Genomic DNA, 19,951 nt, shown 5'->3' on the forward strand with positions numbered 1-19,951 from the left:
CGTCGGTGACGTGCCCGGCAGACCCGGGAGTGACGTCAGCGCCGGCCGGTGAGGCGGAAGGCGTCGAGGACGGTCTGCTCGACGGTGTTGCCGGCCGCGTCCCGCGCGCTGGCCCTGATGCTGACCGTGCCCGTGGTGTCGGTCAGCCTTGGGACCTGGTAGCCCGCGGTGTAGTCGCCGCCGCCCTTGGCGGTCGTCGAGAGCTGTTTCCAGGTGACCCCGCCATCGGTGCTGATGGACAGCGCGAGGCTCTTCACCGCCGGCGCCCCCGGTACCTGGTGGTACGCGCTGACCCGGAGCTGGTGGCGGCCGGGAGCGGTGACCGCGTCGCCGAGGTCCGCGCCAGCGTCGTACCGCAGGAACAGCAGCGGGTCGGCGTGGCAGGGGGTGCTCGTCCCCTCGGCGCAGGTGAACCCCTTCGGCGGCTCGTACCGGGTCGGCGCGGCGGACGTGAAGTTCCACGTCGTCGTGGTCCTGCCGGTCTCGGCCGTCAGCCGGTATCTCCGGGCTTCGGCGGGGAGCTCGTAGGTGGGACCCCACACGAGAGAACTGGCCTGGGTAGTTCCCGGCCGTCGGCGTACATGCGCACGTTCTGCGGCTCGAAGACGTACGAGCCCATGATGTGGTTCGGCGCCGCCCCGGACACCAGGTTGGTGATCGGGTAGAACGTGTTGCCCTGCCGGCAGAAGGCACAGATTTCGGTGGACCAGGCGCCCTCCCACTTGCCGGGCTGGGTGCGGAAGACCTGGGGGGACAGTTCGGGCGCGCCGGGCACCAGCGGCCGGGCCGTCCATCGCGCGGTGTCCGGTCCCGCCCGGTCCACGACGTCGATGGTGCGGGCACCCGGCTGCCCCCCGGAGGGCTCGTAGAACTGGAGCCGAACCAGGTCGGGCGAGACCGGGCCGCGGTAGGTGGTGAACCGGACGCTGTCGGTGAGGTAGCTGTACGGCACCCCGGCCACGGCTGTCTCGTTCGGTCGGAAGGCCGAGTAGATCAGGCTGGCCGGCTGCGCCCGGGTGCCGTGCAGCGAGGTGTCCACCGTGGCGAGTTGCTTGTCGGTGACCTCGGTGTGCAGCGAGGCCGGGATCCGCCCCTCCTGGTAGATGTGCAGGGTGTAGACGTACGGGCTGACCGAGTCGTAGCCCGAGACGTCGATCTTCACCGGGCCGTGGCGCAGCAGGCCGCGCAGGTTCTCGGCCTCGCCCGCCGAGACGGCGGCGTACGGGATGTCGGCCACCTCCTGCGGGTAAAACCACCAGTCCGGCGGGACCGGCAGGGGGCAGGTCGTGGTGGGCCACGGCCCGCCGGTCGAGGTTGCGTCGACGAGTACCGCGACGGCACCCGCGGCCCGCGCTCGCATCAGCTGCGCCGGTCCGACGTTGCACTGCCCGCCGGCGGGCTTGTCGGCGTCGATCCGCAGCAGGACGATCTTCCCCTTGGCCGAGATCCGCTCGTAGTCCGCGGCCCGCCCGAGCCCGCCGTCGACCAGTTGGCGAGTCTGCCGGCCGCTGAACCGGACCACCTCGAAGCCGGGGCCGCGGTACCAGTCGGTCGGCAGCATGGGCTTCAGGGCGACCCGCTTGGGGGTGGTGACCGCCATGGTCACCATCGGCTTGCCGAGCACCCAGTTGGTCCCGAGGTGGAAGGTGCCGACCGTCACCGGAGGGCTGGGGATGGCCCAGAAAGTGGAGTTGCCGTACCCGGTGAAGCTCAGGGTGCCGCCGCCCTGGCCGTTGCTGAAGGTGCGGAAGGTGGTCCGGGAGGCGACGAACGTCTCGGTGGGGCGGGGGGTGCCGACCGTCAACTGGCGGGCGGCGTCGCCGTCGCGGGTGAGGGTGGTGTCGCCGGTGACGGTGAGCTCCGGCAGTTCCAGGTTGAGCTGCTGGTCCCGGCCGTCGAGCCGGAAGAGCGCGTGGCCGCCGGCCTCATAGGTGCCCGGCGGCACCTCGAACGTCGCCTCGAAGGTGGTGCACGGATCGCTGTCCAGGCAACGCGCGCTGACGGATTCGTATCCGGACCCGACCGCGTTCCCGGCGACCTGCGCCAGCAGGAAGCCGAACAGCGGGCAGATGGTCATGAGGCGGTCGCCGCAGTAGAAGGCGTCACCGTTCTTCCTCGTGTAGGTCTGGGTGACCCGGTACGTCGGTTGCCCGGTGTCGGTCTGCGGCTCGGCCTCGGTCGAGCGGAGCCCGGTGGGCCAGAGCGCCACCGCGTCGCCGCTGAGCTTCGGGGTGACCCGGTCGAACAGGTAGTCGCTCAGCTCGCCGACCCGGGTGTCGCCCTTGAAGCGGGCCCAGAACGCGGCGGCCTGGCCCGGTTCTACGCGCAGGTCGACAGTGCCGGATTCCGGGTGCTTCGCGGCCGTCGTCACGCCGGGCAGGCCCGACACCCGCTTGTCCAGCGCCGCGGCGTCCAGCCGGTCACCGTACTTGACGGTGACGCCGAGCGGGGTGTTCTCATCGCGCTCCACCTGGGTGGCGAGCCAGGCCACGTCGAAGATCTTCCGGTCGATGACACCGCCGGTGACCAACGCCTGCACGTCCCTCGGCAGCGCGTGCAGGCGGGTGTCCGTTCCACCCGGTCCGGTCCTGACCTCGACGTCGATGCTCGGCCGGGTGCCGTCGGCCCGCGCCGACGGGATGGCGGTGACGGTGTAGCGACCGCCGTCGCGGGTCAGCGTGACCTCGTCGCCGGTGATCAACGTGATCCGGTAGGTCGCCCGGGTCAGCCCGGGCAGCGCGACGGTCCGCAGCCCGTCGGCTGCCGCGGCGGCTCCGGCCGGTGCCGGAGCGGTCGGCTCGTCCGGGCGCGCGGCGGCGGCGCCGGCCGTACCGAGCAGGGTGAGCACCGCCGTGGCGGTGGCGAGCAGGCGTATCCGATGTCTCCTCCGCGGGCGGAGGTTGCTGGGTGAGGTGTTCACGAACGTCTCCTTGCGGCAGGTGAGCTGATGGCGGTGCGCGGCGTGGTACGGCAGGTCAGCCGCCGGCCCGCACGAGGGACCAGTCCTGGGTCACGACCGCGTCCTCGCGGACCGGGACCGTCGCGGTGGCGCTCTGGTAGCCGGTGGCGCTCGCGGTGAAGCCGGTACGGCCGACCGCGGAGCTGAACACCCAGTACAGGCCGTCGCCGACGGCCGGATCCACCGGCGTGGTGACGCCCGTACCGGCCTCCCAGGGGTGTCCGGTCCGGGCCACGGTCGCGAAGACCGGCGCCCCGGTATCGCGGTCGTCGACGAAGCCGACGACCAGCCCGCCCTCGACCGGTCGGCACGCGCGGGTGCCCACGAATACGTTGTCCACCGCCCACCACCAGGCGTTGCGGCCCTGGTAGTGGAACCGGATCCGGACGTCCTCGCGGCCGGCCGCCTGCGGCAGCGGCAGGGTGACCTTCCCGAACGCGTGGTTGCTGGTCTGCCGCCACACGGTCTTCCAGGTCCGGCCGCCGTCGGTGCTCAGCTCGACGTCGGCCCGCTGGCTGTCGTCGTCCGGGTAGTAGGAGGTGTGGAAGGTGAGCTGCGGGGCGGCGTCGCCGGAGAGGCCGATCACCGGAGAGGTCAGGTAGGTGTCGTACCGCTTCCCGCCGCCGGTCGCCGAGTCGGCGACGGCGAACCTGCCGTCACCGCCGTCCGGCACCGGCCGGTAGCCGGGGTTGTCGAACCGCCAGCCCGGCTTGCCCGAGAGCTGCCAGCCGTTGCGGGTACCGGTGTCGGTCCAGTCGTCGAAGTCCTCGCTGACACCGCTCCACCGGTAGCCCGGAGCGGTGCAGGCCGACTCGTCGACGGTCAGCGCCACGTCCTGGACCAGGTCGGCCGTACCCAGCTCGAACGTCCGCTCGGCGGCCTGGTAGCCGGGGTACTGGGCGGTGACCCGCATGGTGTACGACGCGGACCGGGGCAGCGTGACGCTGTACCGGCCGGTCACCGGATCGGTGAAGACCGGCCCGAGTGGATAGCCGTCGACGACGATCTTGGCGTACAGCGGCCAGCCGTGCCCCGACCCGTCGGTGACGGTACCGCTGACCGTGCTCATCGGCTGGGCGGCCAGCCTGACGTCGGCCGTCGTGGTCGCGCCCTCGCGGACCTGCGCCTGCACCGTGCCCGCGGCGTAGCCGTACCTGCGCACCCCGATCGCGTAGCTGCCGACCGGCAGGGCACCGGACTGGTAGGCCCCGTCGGCGTCGGTGGTCACCTCGCGACTGACCGGACCGGTGATCGTGACGGTGGCGCCGGGAATCGGCTTCGAGGTCGCGGCGTCGCTGACCGTGCCGCCGACCGTGCCGGTGGGGCCACGCGGTACCTGCTTGAGCAGGGCGAGCGCGTCCAGTCGGCCCTCGCCGAAGGCGTTGTTGTCGTCGTCGGTGCCGCCACACTGGCTGTCGGGGTTGTCGATGGCCGTGCCGTCCAGCAGGGACCGGGTGCCGGCGACGTCGCCCACCATCGCCGTGGCCGCCGACCAGGCCAGGGCGATGGTGCCCGCCGCGTGCGGGGCCGCCATGGAGGTGCCGTTGAGGTTGGCGTACGCGTTTCCCGGCATGCTCGACCGGACGTTCACTCCCGGCGCGGCGACGTTCGGTTTGATCTCGCCGTCCTGGCCGGCCCCGCGCGAGGAGAACCCGGCGATGGTGTGGCCGGAGTCGTACGCGCCGACCGAGTAGTTGATCTTCCGGCTGCCCGGGGCGCCACTCGTCCGGCAGCCCGGTCCGTTGTTGCCGTTGGCCCACACGCCGAAGATGCCGGACGCGGTCCACGCCAGGCTGATGTCCTCCAGGAACGGGGCGTCCGACGGGGTGGTGGTGCCCCACGAGTTGTTGATGATGTGCGGGCGCTTGCTGGCGTCCGGGTTCTGCCCGTTCAGGTCCGTCGGCTCCAGCAGCCACTGGCCGGAGCTGATCAGCGCGGCGTCGTCCGGGCAGCAGCCGTTGGCCGTGATCCAGCGGGCGCCCGGGGCCACCCCGATCTGGTTGCCGGCGCCGTCGTCGCCGAGCATGGTGCCCAGCGTGTGGGTACCGTGCCCGTCACTGTCGCAGGGCGCGCCCCCGCAGGTGCCGGCCGCGTCGAACCAGTTGTAGTTGTGGTCGAAGACGCCGTCGCCCTTGTTGCCGCGGTACTGGCGCACCAGGGCCGGGTGGTCGAACTGGGCTCCGGTGTCGATCGAGGCCACGGTGATGCCCTCGCCGCGTACGCCGAACTGGCTCCACACGTCGTCGGCGTTGATGTCGGCGACGCCCCACTCGACCGCGTCGGCCGCCTTCCGGGCGACGCCCCGGGTGACCGGCGGCGGGCTGACCGTGAACGACGGCAGCAGCGAGCTGACCTCGCGCCTGGCGGCCAACCGCGCGGCGAGGTCCGCACCGCCGGTCACCTTGATCGCGTTCGTCGCCCAGAAGCTCCGGTAGGTCACGCCGGAGGCGGCCAGTTCCTCGCGTACCGCCCGCTGGCTCTCGTCGGCGGCCCGCTTGAGCGCGCTGGCCACCGCCGTGCCGCGCGCGTTCCAGTCGGTGATCGCGCTGGCCGCGGCCAGGTCCGCCGTCGCGCCGAAGTAGACCCAGAAGTCCACCGGCGCCTGCCCGGCACCGAGCTGGGTCTGCAACTGCGGGCGGATCTTGGCCTGCGCCGCGGCCGCCGTCTCCCGGTCCGGCGTGGCCGACGGGAGCGCGGCGGCGGCACCGTTGAGGGCGAGCACCGTGGCCACGGCGGCCACCACGACTGTCGTGATTCTTCGTCTCGGATGGGCAAGGCGCATAGGGGCTCCTCGTCTGGGAGGACGGCGAGGACGCCGGCCGCGGCCGGTCACAGCGGCAGGTACCGGTCGTCGTCCTCGGCGTCGGTCTCGTCGCCCGGTCCGGCCCCGGGACGGGACTCGACGGGTACGTCGGCCGCGCCGGCGGCCTCCGACGATGTCATCTCGTCCTGGTCAGGGTCATCTCGATGCGGCATGCCAGCATCGTGGTCAACCGCGCGACGATGCTGCGATCCCTCAGGTGAGGGAAACAACCTCGGGGCTCAGTCCCCCGTCGCCGGGCCGGGCTCGCGGACCAGCCCGGTAGCGATCGCCCGGGCCGACAGCGCCGCGCGCGAGGAGACCCCCAGCTTGCGCATCGCCGACTTCATCTGGCTGGCCACCGTGTGGTGTGAGCGGTGCAGGGCGTCGGCGATCTCCCGGTTCGTCCGCCCTTCGGCCGCCAGGGCGACGACCTCCAGTTCACGGGGTGACAGCTCGGACCCGTAGCCCTTCCGGCCGCCGCGCCACACCCGCGGCACCGGGCGTCCGTGCGCGCGCAGGGTACGGGCGACCCGGTCCACGTCGAGGCTCGCCGGCAGGGCCGACAGTCCACTCAGCACCTCGGTGAGCAGGTCGAGCCCGGCCGGGACGGCGCCGGCCCGGATCAGGCACCCGGCCTGCCGCTCCCGGCAGAGCGCCGCGCTGTACGGCCGGGGAAGCGCCGCCCACGCCGCCGCGGCCCGCCCGAACAGGTCCGCCGCCGCGGTGTGGTCGCCGGTGGCCTCGGCGAGCAGGCCCCGGCAGTCCAGCACGGCGGCCCGCGGTGCCGGGAACTGCCCGTTCCGCAGCCCTTCGGCGAACGCGTCGACCAGGTCCCGGGCCGGCGACACCGCTCCGACGGCGAGCAGCGCCCGGACCCGGGCCGGCACCACGTCGGTGCCCCAGAGCCAGACCCCTTTCTCCGCGACGGCCTCGCAGGGGTCACGAGAGATCGTCAACGCCTCGTCGGGCCGGCCCTCGCGCAGCCGGATCTGCACCAGCGTCGCCACCGCCTCGGCGACGGTGTCCCAGGCGCCGGCGTCACGGGCGCCGGCCACCGCACGCTCGATCTCCCGGGCGGCCTGGACCAGGTCACCGGCCGCCATGCGCAGCAGGCCGCTGATCATGATCGGCTCGACCCGGCTGACCGGGTGCAGGTCGTCCGTGTTCGCCAGCGCCGCCGCCCGCTCCGCGAGGCCGTCCCAGGCGCCGGTGAACCAGTCGAGGTGCAGTTGGGTGGAGTCGATGAGGTCGGTGATCCGGACCTGTTCGTACGCGACCGCGAGTCGACGCCCGGTGGCGAGCCACCGGCCCGCCTCCGCGTACCGCCCCCACCGCATGGCCCCGTCGCCGATGTTGAGGTATCCCACGGTGATGATGCGGCGGTCCCGGACGGTGCGGGCCGCGGCGGGGATCTGGCCGGCCTCCGCCCAACCACGCTGGTCACCGAGTTGCAGCAGGGCGGCCGCCCGGCCGGCCGCGACCCGGAGCCGGTCCGACGGCTCCAGCGCCCGCGCGAACTCCGCCGCCCGGTCCAGCCAGGTCAGGTGCCGGGCCGCCGATGAGCGGCCGCGCGGCCAGCCGAGCAGCATCATGGCGACGGCGGGTGAGGCCCGACCACGATCGAGGTGCGGCAGCGCCCGTTCCAACTCGGCGTGCGCCTCGTCGAACTCCTCCATGTCGTTGAGGATCCGGGCGAGTTGGAACCGCAGGTTCGCCGCCACGCCCGGATCCGGGGTGCCCCGGTCGAGCACCCGGCGTACGGCGGCGGCGAGGTCCCGCAGGCGGCCGGGACCGGTGAAGGAACCGAACGGCACCTTCTCCACCAGCACGCACATCTGCTCGGCCGGCACGTCGCCGTTGGTCAGCACATCGTGCAGCAGGGCGCCGGCGGTCGTCTCGTCGCCGGTCTCCAGCGCCACGTCCGCGGAGAGTTCCGCGTACCTGGCCCACCTCGTGCCGTCACCGGCGTGGCGGAAGTGCCGCGCGAGCTGCGCCAGCGGTCGTGGGGTCACGGTTTCCAGCACCCGCCCGGCGCGCTCGTGCAGCGTCCGGCGCTCCCGCTCGGGGATGGCGTCGTAGATGGCCCGGCCGGCCAGCACGTGGCGGAAGGACACCCGGACGTGGTCGCGGTGGTGCAGCAGGCGGTGCGCGACGGCTTCGGCCAGGCCGGCGGCGAACTCGGCCGGTGGCAGGTCGCTGATCCGCGACAGCAGCTGTTCCGTGATCGGGTCGGCGACGACCGCGGCGGCCCGCAGCACCGACCGGGTGGCGCCGCCGAGGCGGCTGGCGTGCTCCAGCACGGTGTCCCGCACCGTCGGCGGAACCACGATCTCGTCCAGCGGCAGCCGCTTCCAGCCCTGGTCACGGCGGACGAGATCGCCACGCCGGGCCATCAGTCGCACGCACTCCTCCACGGCGAGAGGCACCCCGTCGGTGTGCGCGTGCAGGTGCTGGGCGAACTCGTCGGAGACCCGCTGGTTGGCCAGCATCGAGGAGGCGAGCGCCGCGGTCTCGGACCGGCCGAGCGGGTTGAGGACGAGTCGAAGCCGGGCCCGGTGTGGCCGGAGGCGTCCCGACAGGCGCAGCAGCCAGGGGTCGCCGACCAGGTCCTCCGGCCGGTAGGCGACCACCAGGCCGGGCCCCGGGCCGGGCCGGTCGGCCAGGAACAGCAGGAACTCCCGGGTCGCGTCGTCGGACCACTGCGCGTCGTCCACGACGAGCAGGTCGACCCCCAGCTTGTCGAGCAGTTCGGCGAGGGCCCGGAGCACCCGGTGGCGCGCCGCGCTGGCGTCCTCGGCCGGCTCGGGCGCCGGCGGCAGGTGCTCGGCCCACTCGGGGAACAGCGGCCGCAGGGCGCCGGCCAGGCCACTGAGGCGCAGGTTCGCCACCGTGTCGGCGTCGGTGGCCAGCAGCGCCTCGACGATCGGTCCCAGGGTGTACGGCTCGCGCAGCGGCGGACAGACCGCCGTCAGGACGGCATGGGCGGTGCCGGCCGGGGACGACAGGAACTCGTCCAGCAGGCGGCTCTTGCCGACCCCGGCCTCGCCCTCGATCAGCACCAGCGCCGAGGCGTTGGTGAGCACCCGACCCAGCCGGGCGAGGTCCCCGTCGCGGCCGATCAGCAGCGGCGCCGCCACCCCACCGACGTCCGGAGCGGCCGCACCGGAGTGGGGAGCGACCTCGCCGACCACCACCGCCCCCTACAGCTCGCCCGCTCACGCGTCCACAGTTGCCAGTGATCATCGTCCAGGTGGTCGCCCGCAGCAACCGTTGTCCCGCGGCCGGCGGGACGGCCGTCGCCGCGCACCGGGCTGCTCAGAGCCAGCCGCGGTCGCGGGCCTGCCAGCCCAGCTGCATCCGCGACCGCGAGTTGGTCAGCTCCATGAGGTGCTGCACCCGGCGGACCACGGTGCGGCGGCTCACCCCCAGCCGCGCGCTCACCGCCTCGTCGGTCAGCCCGGCGACGAGCAGGGACAGCAGGTGCCGGTCGGCGGCGGAGACCGCCGTGGCGGCGGCGAGGTCGGCGGAGTCCGCCACGGACAGCGGCGTGGCCTGGTTCCAGACGGTCTCGAAGAGCGCGATCAACGCGTCCAGCAGGCCGCACGGATGCACCAGCAACGCCGCGTCGTGCGCCGCCTGCGTCCAGGCCAGCGGCAGCAGGGCCAGCTCCCGATCGGCGACGGCGAGCTTGGTCGGCAGGCCGTGCGCCAGGCGCGCGTGCTCGCCCTCCTGGACATGGACGACGACGCTCCGCACGAAAGCGGGGTCGGTCAGGGCGTCCACGTCGTACACCGCCCGGTAGGTGATCCCGGCGGCCTGCCGTTCGAGCTGCTGCCGGTTGACGTCCTTCGGCACCGCGTACGGCGGTGCGACCAGCACCCGCATCTGCTCACGGGCGGTACGTTGCAACCGGTCGAACGCCTGCGCGACCGCCGCCCGGCCGGACACGATCTCGATCAACTCCTCGGTACGCCGATTGCTGGCCCGGCTGCGTGCCTCCTGCGCGAGGCGGTGGGCGGCCGCCCGTACCCCCTCCAGCTCCTCCTGGCGGCGCCGGACCTGCTGTTCCACCGCCAGCTCCGGAGGGACCGGGACGACCCGCTCCTCGGGGGCCGGGGTGTGGTGCACGAAGCCCTTGCGGTGCAGGGAGAGCACCGCGCGGCGCACCTGGGCGGGGGTGAGCCCGGTCCGGGCGGTCAGCTGCGGCAGCGTCGCGCCGCCCTGGCGGACCAGCGCGAGGTAGGCCGCCTCCTCCGCCGCGCTCAGCCCCGCCGGTCCCAGCACGATCGTCCTCCCTGGCGCATCTGGGCCATGTCACAGCTGCGCTGACTCTAGATCCTTTACCGTCCCGCTGACGAGGTGTGACGCTGCCTGCTGTAGGGCCGGCACGTCGAAGGGGGCCTCGTGTTCAGCTCGTTACGGAAAGTGATCGTGGCGGCGGTGGTCGCTGCCACCGCGGTCGCCGCGGCGCCACCGGCCGCCATGGCCCTCGCCGCTGACGCAGTTGCGCCAACCGCCGCTCCCGGCTCCGTCTACACGGTCACGCTGATCAACGGTGACGTCGTCCGGCTCACCCGGTTCGCCGACGGCCGGCAGGAGGCGACCATCGACGACCGGGGCGGGCCCGACCGGCACGGCTTCCGGCTGTCCCACCGCGACGGTGACGTCTACGTGGTGCCGGACGAGGCGGTGCCGTACGTCACCGCCGGCCTGCTGGACGAGGCGCTGTTCAACGTCACGGACCTCGTCGCCGACGGCTACCACGACGCGGCGAGCCCGACCCTTCCGCTGCTCGTGGCCGGGGTGCCCGCCACCGCCGGCGCCCGGGCGGCGGTTCCGGAGACCCCGCCCGGCGCCACCCGGACCCGGGTGCTGCCCAGCATCGGCGCGGTCGCCGTCACCGGCCGCAAGACACAGGCGCGGGAGCTCTGGACGGCGCTGACCACCGGCCCGCGTACCCTCGCCGCCGGCGAGCGGAAGGTCTGGCTGGACCGGCGGGTCCGCGCCGACCTGGTCGACAGCGTGCCCCAGATCGGCGCGCCGGCCGCGTGGCGGGCCGGATACGACGGGCGGGGCGTCACCGTGGCGGTGCTCGACAGCGGCTACGACCCCACCCATCCGGACCTCGCCGGCCGGGTGGCCGCCACCGCGGACTTCACCACCGAGGGCGGGGCGGCGGTCGACCGGTTCGGGCACGGCACGCACGTCGCCGCGACCGTCGCCGGCAGCGGAAAGGCCGGCCGCGCCGGTGGCCGGGGCGTGGCTCCGGGCGCCCGGCTGCTGGTCGGCAAGGTGCTCGACGACTCCGGCTCCGGTGACCTGTCCTGGATCATCGCGGGCATGGAGTGGGCGGTACGCGAGGGCGCCCGGGTGGTCAACCTCAGCCTCGGCGCGCCGTCGTACGGCGGCTCGGACCCGGTCAGCGAGGCCGTCGACGCGCTGAGCGCCAGCTCGGACACCCTCTTCGTGGTCAGCTCCGGCAACTCCGGCCCCGGGCCGCAGACCGTCGGCACGCCCGGCATCGCCACCGCCGCCCTGACCGTGGGCGCGGTGTCCAAGCAGGACGCCTTCGCGGACTTCTCCAGCCGGGGCCCGCGCCTCGACGACGGCGCGGTCAAGCCCGAGATCACCGCACCGGGGGTCGGGATCGTGGCGGCCCGGGCGGCGGGCACCTCGCTGGGCCAGCTCGTCGACCGGTCCTACACCGCGATGTCCGGCACCTCCATGGCGGCCCCGCACGTGGCCGGCGCGGCCGCGCTGCTCGCCCAGGCCCATCCCGACTGGCGGCCCGAACAGCTCAAGGCCGCGCTGGTCAGCAGCGCCGAGCCGGTCGGCACGGCGCCGGTCTGGGCGCAGGGCGTCGGCCGGATGGACGTCCCGGCGGCACTGGCCCAGACCGTCCGGGTCGACACCGCCAACGTCGTACTCGGGCAGGTGCCGGCCGGGTCCGCCCCGCGCGGCGCCGAGGTGGTGTACCGCAACACCGGCCGGAAGCCGGTCACCCTCGACCTGGCCGTGGCCGCCACCGACACCGGCGCCACCGGCCGCGCCGCCGCGCTGACCGTCACGCCGGCCCGGCTGACCGTCCCCGCCGGTGGGCGGGCCACGGCCACGGTCCGGCTGGACACCGCGGCCACCAACCCGAACCGGTACGCCGGGGTGCTCACCGCGACCGCTGCCGGGCTGCGGCTGCGCACCCCGGTCGGCCTCAGCGTGACGCCGCCGGCGCACACCCTCACCATCGAGGCGACCAACCGCGACGGTCGGCCGGCCACCGGATTCCCCGACCGGGCGGAGCTGTGGAACCTGGACACGGGCGAGCAGCACTACGGGTTCTTCGCCGACGGCCGGGCGACGGTGGAGCTGCCCGCCGGCCGGTACTCGCTGATGGCGCTCGTGCACAGCCTGGACGCCGGCGGGACCGAGAAGGACCTCACCGTGGCGGGCGACCCGGAGCTGCGCGTCGACGCGGACCGCACCGTGCGCCTCGACGCGCGCGCCGGCAACGAGATCCGGATGGACGTGGCGGACCCGACCGTGATCAGTCGGGGCGCCATCTCGTGGCAGCGCACCGCGGGGAGCCGGTCGAACCTGTCCGGCTGGGCGTTCAACCCGGCCAACGTCCAGCGGGTCTACGCGGTGCCGACCCGGCCGGTCTCCACCGGCACCTTCCAGTTCTTCAGCCGGTGGGATCTGAGCGCCCCCAAGCTGACCGCCGAGGTGACCGGCGCCGGCGGCTTCCGGCTGACCCGTCCGCTGCCGCTGGAGTACGCACCGCTGCTCGACGGCACGCGCACGCTGCCGCTGGTCGACGGCGGTGACGGCGGGCCGGCCGGGCTGGGCGACGCCCGCGGCGCGGCGCTGCTGCTGCGGTACGTCGGCGAGGAGGCGATGGCGGAGCAGTTGCGGGCCGCGGCCGCGGCCGGTGCCGAGGTGGTGCTCCTCGCCCCCGACCAGCCCGGGAAGATCTACGCGAGCGGCTACGGTTCACCGGTACCGGCCTACCAGATCGGGTACGCCGACGGCCAGCGGCTGCGCGAGCGGTTGGCGGCCGGGCCGGCGACCATCGACCTGACCGGCACGGCGCGCAGCCCCTACCACTACGACCTGCTGCTGCCCGAGCCCGACCGGATCCCGGCCGACCTGCACTACACCGCGAAGGAGCTGGCGCTGGCCACCGTGGACAGCGAGTTCCACCAGCACGCGCCGGAGATGCGGGCGCTGGACTCGCGGGCCGGCTACCCCGACGGGGTGAGCGTCTCGTTCGGCTTCAACCGGTCGCTCACCGCCGGGCAGCGGCGAACCGACCACGTCACCACCCGCGGGGTGCTCTGGCGCGCCGAGGCCACCGCCGAGGGCGAGAACCGGCAGGGAACCCAGGGCACCATGTACGGCCCGCTGCGGGGGTACCGGGCCGGTGAGCGGACCCGGGAGGTGTGGTTCCCCGCCCTGACCCGGCCCGCCGTCCCGGCGGGTGCGCCCGACCACCCGTACGGGACACCGGCCAACCGGTGGCACGACACCATCCGGGTGGCCGTGCCGCAGTACGCCGACGGCCCCGTCACGGCGTACGGCTGGATCGACGGCGGCTCCGACCGGGCCCGGATGACGCTGCGCCAGGGTGACCGGGTCGTCGGCACCACCACCGGGTCGTCGCAGCAGTTCACGGTCGGTCCGGGCAACCGGACCTACCGGCTGACCCTGGACGTCACCCGGGACCGGTTCCCGGAGCGGGTCTGGTGGACCACCTCGACCGCGACCTCCACCACGTGGACGTTCCGCTCCGGGCGGCCCCGGGGCGAGCAGCCGCAGGTGCTCGCGCTGCCGCAGGTCCGCTACGACATCCGGACCGACCTGTCCAACGCGGTCCGCGCGGACCGGCCGTACCCGCTGTCGCTCACCCCGGGCTACCAGCCGGGCGCGACCGGGCCCGGCCGGTTCGAGGTCGGCGTGTGGGTGTCGTACGACGACGGCGCCCACTGGCGGAAGGTGCCCGCCCGGGGCACCGGAACGGTGACGGCGACCATGCCGGCGGCGCCGGCCGACGCCCGGTTCGCCACGGTCCGGGTCACCGCCAGCGACCGTGCCGGCAATCGCGTCGACCAGACCATCACCCGGGCCTGGAAGGTGGTGCGCTGACCTCACCCGTCGGACGGGCCGGCCGCGGCACCGCGGCGGTGCGCGGCCCGACCGGCACCGTGGACAGCGCTGCTCCGGTCGCTGTCCAGGGCCGGCGGTGCCGGGCGACCCCACCCTCGTCGCCCGGCACCGCCCACGCGTGCGCCATCGGCGCGGCGGCGCGGCACCGCCGCCCATTCAGTGGGCGGCGCCGAACCACCGTGGCAGCTGGGTGAGCAGGTCCTGCTGGTCGTCACCGGCCCACGCCACGTGGCCGTCCGGGCGCAGCAGCACGCCGGGGACGTCCAGTTCCTCGCTGACGTCGATGACGTGGTCGACCCGGTCGGACCAGCCCGCCACCGACAACTGCCCGGTCTGGTCGAGCAGCAGTCCGCGACCGCCGCGGGTCAGCTCGTAGAGGCGCCACCGCTTCAGCCGCACGTCCCGCATCCGCCGGCCGAGCAGCTCGTGGCCCTCGCCGAAGTCGTACCGGATGCCGATCGCGGTGATCTTTTCGAGCAGGCGCCGGTTGACCTCCTCGATGTCCATCAGGTCCGTCAGCAGCCGGCGCACCGCCCGGGGCCCCGGCTCGGTGGACATCAGGTGCATCTGCGCGCGGGTGTTGTCCAGCACGTCCGCGGCCACCGCGTGCCGTTCGGTGTGGTAGGTGTCCAGCAACCCGTCCGGCGCCCACCCGGCGATCTCCGCGGCCAGTTTCCAGCCGAGGTTGACCGCGTCCTGGACGCCGAGGTTGAGCCCCTGCCCGCCGGTGGGTGGGTGGATGTGCGCCGCGTCGCCGGCGAGCAGCACCCGGCCCACCCGGTACCGCTCGGCCAGCCGAGTGGCGTCGCCGAAGCGGGACAGGAAGCGCGGCGAGTGCACGCCGAAGTCGGTGCCGGCCAACGCCCGCAGCCGTTGCTTGACCTCGTCGAGGGTGGGCGGAACGGTACGGTCCTCGGCCAGCCCCTCGGCGGGCACCACCACCCGGTACACCCCGTCGTCGAAGGGCGTGACGCCGAACCGCTTGTGGGTCTGGCGGACCTCGGCCACCAGGGTGGCCACCGCCTCCGGCGCCATGGCCACCTCCATGTGGCCCAGCAGCGTCTCGACGGTGGCGGGCTCACCCGGGAAGGCGACGCCGATCAGCTGGCGCACCGTGCTGCGACCGCCGTCGCAGCCGACCAGGTACCGGGAGCGCAGCCGCGTGCCGTCGGCGAGTTCGGCGGTCACCCCGGTCTCGTCCTGGCTCAGCCCGACCAGCTCGCTGCCGCGACGGATCTCCGCGCCGAGTTCGACGGCGCGCTCGGCCAACAGGCCGTCGATGGTGGTCTGCGGGATCCCGAGGATGTAGCCGTGCGCGGTGTCCAGGTCGGGCGAGGGCTTGAGGATGCCGGCGAACAGACCGCCGACCGGGTACTGCTGGCCGAGGGCCAGGAACCGTTCCAGCAGGCCACGCTGGTCCATCACCTCGATGCTGCGTACGTGCAGGCCGAGCGCGCGGACCTGCCGGGTCGGCTCCGTCGCCTTCTCCACCACCACCACGTGCACACCGTGCAACCGCAGCTCGCTGGCGAGCATCAGGCCGGTCGGGCCGCCGCCGGCGATGATCACATCAAACATGAACCGTCCAATCGCTCACGGGACGAACGTCCCGCTGTGCACGTCCGGCGAACCACGCGGCGCCCACGGCCGGTTCTCCGATGCTGGTGACTGACGTTGTGGGCCCGCACAGCGTCCGCCGCGGCGGACCTCGGATCAACAGCGTCCTCGGCAACGCACCGTTCAGTCAGGGTTGATGATCGGAGGTGCGGCCGGGCCCGGGGCGGTGCTGTCGCCCGGGGTCGCGTCGGTCTTCGTGTAGAGGATCTCGCGGGCCTGTTCGGCGGCGCGGATGATGCTCTCGCCGACGAAGTCGACGAAGCGGGCGATGTTCTCCAGGCGGATGGCGGCCGGGGTGTGCGGGCCGAGGACGCGGACGCCCTGCCGTGCGGTCGCGGCGAGTTGGGCGTGGGACCGGGCGCTGGCGATCATCGACTGGTACCAGACGTCGTCGTCGACGACGTAGCGCTCGCGGCGGCGTTCGTCGCGTTCCCGGCGGATGAGGCCCTGGCTTTCCAGGAACGTGGTCGCCTTGGAGATGGACGCCGGGCTGACCTGGAGGTGCCCGACGAGTTCGGACGCGGTGAGGCTGCCCGCGTCCGCGGTGAAGAGGCAGGTCAGCACCCGGGACATCATCTTGGGCAGACCCTGTTGCATGAGCAGGGTGGTGAACGTCTCCTCGTACTCGCGCACCGCCTCGGCGTCGCGTCCATGGGCCTGCGCGGGCACCTGCTGCCCGCGCGGAACGGCCTGCCGGCGCCGGTGGGCGCGGCGTTCGGTGGCGCGGTGGGCCAGGTCGGCCCGGTAGGCGGTGGGGCCGCCGTTGCGCATCACCTCACGGGTGATCGTCGAGGTGGGGCGGTCGAGACGCCGGGCGATCTCCGCGTAGGCGAGGCCGTCGGCCAGCCCCAGCGCGATCTGCTGGCGTTCCTGCTGGGTGAGCCTGCCGCCCGGCATGGCGATCTCCCTCTCCCGGTTGCGTGACGCCGCCAGCTTAGCGTTCACTCCGCATCCAATGCAACGAAGCATCCGATGCTCGTTGCATTAGAAGCAGAATCGTTGCAACGATTTCGTGCCGTTCACCTGCTACAACGCCCATATTTCGCAACAAGCTTGTTGCTCGATTCACGAACGCAACGTAGCGTTTCCGGCATCAGAAACAACGAGCACACGAGGAGAACGCGATGCAGACCTTCGACACCCCCAAGCCCGTCTCCGCCGTCGTGGACATCCCCGCCGGGCGCATCCAGGTCATCGCCGCCGACCGGGCCGACACCGCCGTCGAGGTCCGGCCCGCGGACCCCGCGAAGGGCCGCGACGTGAAGGTGGCGGAGCGCACCACTGTCGAATACCGCGACGGCGTGCTGCGGATCGAGGCCTCGGCGAAGAACCAGATCCTCGGCTACTCCGGATCCATCGAGGTGACGGTCCAGCTGCCCGCCGGTTCGCAGGTCGCGGTGAAGGCGGCCAGCGCCGAGTTCCGGGCCGTCGGCCGCGTCGGCGAGGTCACCTTCGACGGCGCGCACGGCGCGGTCAAGGTCGACGAGGCCGCGAGCGTCCGCCTCGCCACCGCCAGCGGCGACATCGAGATCGGCCGGCTCACCGGCCCCGCCGAGATCAGCACCGCGAAGGGCGACATCCGGATCGCCGAGGCCGTGCGTGGCAAGCTCGTGCTCCGCACCCAGGCCGGCGACGTGTCGGTCCAGGCCGCCCACGGGGTTTCCGCCGCCCTGGACGCCGGCACCGGCTACGGCCGGGTCACCAACGCGCTCATGAACACCGAGGGCGCCGGCGCCCAGCTCGACATCCACGCCACCACGGCCTACGGCGACATCGTCGCCCGCAGCCTCTGACCAGCACCCAACCAGCCGGCGGTCTCCGGAGCAGTCCGACCGACCGTCCAGGTCTCGCGCGGCCACGGCGGTGCCAGCACCGCGTCACCCCTGGGGCGGTGGCACCGCCGTGGCCGCACCGCGCACGACAGCGACCCGAGAAGGGACAGTACGAATGACCACCATCCAGGACTACCAGGCTGCCGAACAACTCCTGCGCCGACCCGCCCGCCCCGGCGAGCTCGTCGTCGGCGACAAGGTCAAACCACAGTGGATCGACGGAGGACGGCGTTTCTGGTACCGGGTGAGCAACGGCGTCGGCGCGCGCTTCGTGCTGGTCGACCCGGCGGCGGGCACCCGCGGGCCGGCCTTCGACCACGGGCGGCTCGCCGCCGGGCTGGCCGCGGCCGCCGGCCAGCAGGTCGACCCCGAGGCGTTGCCGTTCAACGCCGTCGCGCTGTCCGGCAGCGCCGTGGAGTTCGTCGCGTTCGGCGAGTTCTGGCGCTGCCACCTGGACAGCTACGCCTGCGAGCGGGCCGAGTTCACGCCGCCGGGCAACCCGCTGGAGGTGCCGTCACCGGACAGCAAGGTCGCGGTGTCCCGACGGGGGCACGACCTGTGGGCGCGCTCGCCGTCCGACGGCCGCGAGTGGGCGCTGACCACCGACGGCGAGCCCGCCTACCAGTACGGCTCCAGCCCGGAGTGCCTCGGCAACGGCACTCTGCTGCGCAAGATCGGCCTGCCCCACCTGCCGCCCGCGGTGGCCTGGTCGCCCGACTCGACGAAGGTACTCACGCACCGGACCGACGAGCGCGAGGTCCGCCAGACCCACCTGGTGGAGGCCCGGCCCGCCCACGGTGGCGCGCCGCAGCTGCACACCCAGCGGTACCCCTACGCCGGGGACGAGAGCATGCCCCGGGCCGAGCTGGTCGTGCTGGACGTCGCCACGGGTGCGGTGGTCCGCGCACAGGCCGAGCCGCTGCTCATGCCGATGCTGTCGCCAATCATGGTCAAGTGGGCGTGGTGGGCGGCGGACAGCTCGGCGGTGTACTACCTCAGCCAGCCGCGCGACCGGCGCACGCTCACCCTGCACCGGTTGGACCCGGTCACCGGCGAGGTGACCACCGTGCTCAGCGAGACCGGGCCGACCCGCGTGGAGCCCAACCAGTGGATGTACGAGCCGCCGATCGTGCGGGTGCTGGCCGACGAGGTGCTGTGGTACTCGCAGCGCGACGGCTGGGGCCACCTGTACCGGTACGACCTGCACACCGGCGAGCTGCTCGGGCAGGTCACCGCCGGGCAGTGGGCGGTGCGGAAGATCCTGCACGTCGACGAGGCCGAGCGGGTGGTGTACTTCACCGCCGCCGGGCTGGTGGACGCCGACCCGTACCGGCGCACGGTGTGCCGGGTCGGTCTGGACGGCTCCGGCTTCGCCAGGCTCACCGACGACGACCTGGACCACGTCGTCACGACGCCGGACACCATGGAGTACTTCGTCGACTCGGCGTCCACCGTCGACACGCCGCCGGTGTCCCGGGTGCGTGACTGGTCCGGTCGGGTGCTGGTCGAGCTGGAACGCGCCGACGTCAGCAAGCTCACCGCCATCGGCTGGACGCCGCCGGAGCGGTTCCGGGTCAAGGCCGCCGACGGGGTGACGGACATCTACGGGGTGCTGTACCGGCCGAGGGGGTTCGACCCCGAGCGGCGCTACCCGGTGGTGGACACCGTCTACCCGGGCCCGCAGGTGAACCGGGTCGACCCGGGCTTCGACCCCGGCGGGATGGGGCTGGACGCCGAGCCCCTTGCGGCGTTGGGCTTCGTGGTGGTCGCGGTGGACGGGCGAGGCACGCCGGGGCGGAGCAAGGCCTTCCACGACGCCTCCTACGGCCACCTGGCCGACGCGGGCTGCCTGGCCGACCATGTCGCCGCGCTGCGGCAGCTGGCCGAGACCCGGCCGTGGATGGACCTGGACCGGGTGGGCGCGTTCGGCCACTCCGGCGGCGGGTTCGCCACCGTGCGGGCGATGCTGGACTTCCCCGAGGTGTACAAGGTCGGCGTCGCCCTCGCCGGCTCGCACGACGCCCGCCACTTCAGCCTGGACTTCGTGGAGACCTACGACGGCGCGGACAATCCCGACGCCTGGGCTCGCGCCTCCAACGTCGACCTGGCGGACCGGTTGGCCGGCCGGCTGCTGCTCATCCACGGCGAGATGGACGACCGCGTCCACCCGGACCACACGCTCCGGCTGGCCGACCGGCTGATCGCCGCCGACAAGGACTTCGAGCTGCTCATCGTGCCGGGCGCCGAGCACGCCTTCATCGACTGCCTGCACTACGTCCGCAAGCGCGGCTGGGACTTCCTGGTGCGCGAGCTGATGGGCGAGCAGCCGCCGGCGTACCGCCCCGCCCCGATCCCCATCGACGCCGAACTGCTCAGCGAGCTGTTCGCCTGACCGCGACACGGGCGCCGGTGCTCAGCCGTTCGGGCTGGGCACCGGCGCCCGTACGTGTGCTGTCGACTCCGTGCGGTCGTGCGCCAGGTGGGGCGACCGCGGAAGTCCCGTCCGGTGCCGCTTCGCCGGGCCCCGCTCCCGCATCGTCAATCTCCGCTTAACGATCGTGGCGGACCTCGGCATTGTTC

Annotated in this window: 11 protein-coding genes; 3 read left to right on the forward strand and 8 right to left on the reverse strand. The window is 73.6% G+C overall.

The window, feature by feature from the left end; genetic code table 11:
* Positions 1-35 precede the first annotated feature (35 nt).
* The 6 genes from Q3W71_RS16120 to Q3W71_RS16145 all read right to left on the reverse strand — a co-directional run bounded on the left by Q3W71_RS16120 (position 36) and on the right by Q3W71_RS16145 (position 10,046).
* Positions 36-542, reverse strand: coding sequence for a hypothetical protein (locus Q3W71_RS16120; protein ID WP_302920143.1), 507 nt, complete (start codon positions 540-542; stop codon positions 36-38).
* Complete coding sequence (locus Q3W71_RS16125) at positions 491-2,920, reverse strand: hypothetical protein (protein WP_302920144.1); 2,430 nt, start codon at positions 2,918-2,920, stop codon at positions 491-493. Before Q3W71_RS16125 ends, Q3W71_RS16120 begins: the two co-directional genes overlap by 52 nt.
* Before the next feature lie 55 nt (positions 2,921-2,975).
* Entirely contained in the window at positions 2,976-5,741 is a 2,766-nt protein-coding gene (locus tag Q3W71_RS16130; RefSeq protein ID WP_302920145.1) for a S8 family serine peptidase, read from the reverse strand.
* Between the two features lie 47 nt (positions 5,742-5,788).
* A complete protein-coding gene (locus Q3W71_RS16135; protein WP_302920146.1) occupies positions 5,789-5,935 on the reverse strand; it encodes a hypothetical protein in 147 nt (48 codons plus the stop codon).
* A 66-nt stretch (positions 5,936-6,001) separates the two neighbouring features.
* A complete protein-coding gene (locus Q3W71_RS16140) occupies positions 6,002-8,953 on the reverse strand; it encodes an AAA family ATPase (protein WP_302920147.1) in 2,952 nt (983 codons plus the stop codon).
* A 124-nt stretch (positions 8,954-9,077) separates the two neighbouring features.
* Entirely contained in the window at positions 9,078-10,046 is a 969-nt protein-coding gene (locus tag Q3W71_RS16145; protein WP_302920148.1) for a TrmB family transcriptional regulator, read from the reverse strand.
* A gap of 156 nt (positions 10,047-10,202) precedes the next feature.
* Between Q3W71_RS16145 and Q3W71_RS16150 the strand changes: the two genes are divergently transcribed.
* Complete coding sequence (locus Q3W71_RS16150; protein WP_302920149.1) at positions 10,203-13,901, forward strand: S8 family serine peptidase; 3,699 nt, start codon at positions 10,203-10,205, stop codon at positions 13,899-13,901.
* 177 nt (positions 13,902-14,078) lie between these two features.
* Here the strand turns inward: Q3W71_RS16150 and rox are convergent, their stop codons facing one another.
* Complete coding sequence (gene rox, locus Q3W71_RS16155; RefSeq protein WP_302920150.1) at positions 14,079-15,500, reverse strand: rifampin monooxygenase; 1,422 nt, start codon at positions 15,498-15,500, stop codon at positions 14,079-14,081.
* A gap of 162 nt (positions 15,501-15,662) precedes the next feature.
* Complete coding sequence (locus Q3W71_RS16160; RefSeq protein ID WP_302920151.1) at positions 15,663-16,436, reverse strand: helix-turn-helix domain-containing protein; 774 nt, start codon at positions 16,434-16,436, stop codon at positions 15,663-15,665.
* Positions 16,437-16,663: 227 nt separating this feature from the next.
* Between Q3W71_RS16160 and Q3W71_RS16165 the strand changes: the two genes are divergently transcribed.
* Positions 16,664-17,332 carry a DUF4097 family beta strand repeat-containing protein gene (locus Q3W71_RS16165; RefSeq protein ID WP_302920152.1) on the forward strand — a complete coding sequence of 223 codons (669 nt, stop codon included), beginning with the start codon at positions 16,664-16,666 and terminating at the stop codon, positions 17,330-17,332.
* A 154-nt stretch (positions 17,333-17,486) separates the two neighbouring features.
* Entirely contained in the window at positions 17,487-19,763 is a 2,277-nt protein-coding gene (locus tag Q3W71_RS16170; RefSeq protein WP_302920153.1) for a DPP IV N-terminal domain-containing protein, read from the forward strand.
* Positions 19,764-19,951 lie beyond the last annotated feature (188 nt).

Source organism: Micromonospora sp. C28SCA-DRY-2 (assembly GCF_030519475.1).
Lineage (GTDB): Bacteria > Actinomycetota > Actinomycetes > Mycobacteriales > Micromonosporaceae > Micromonospora.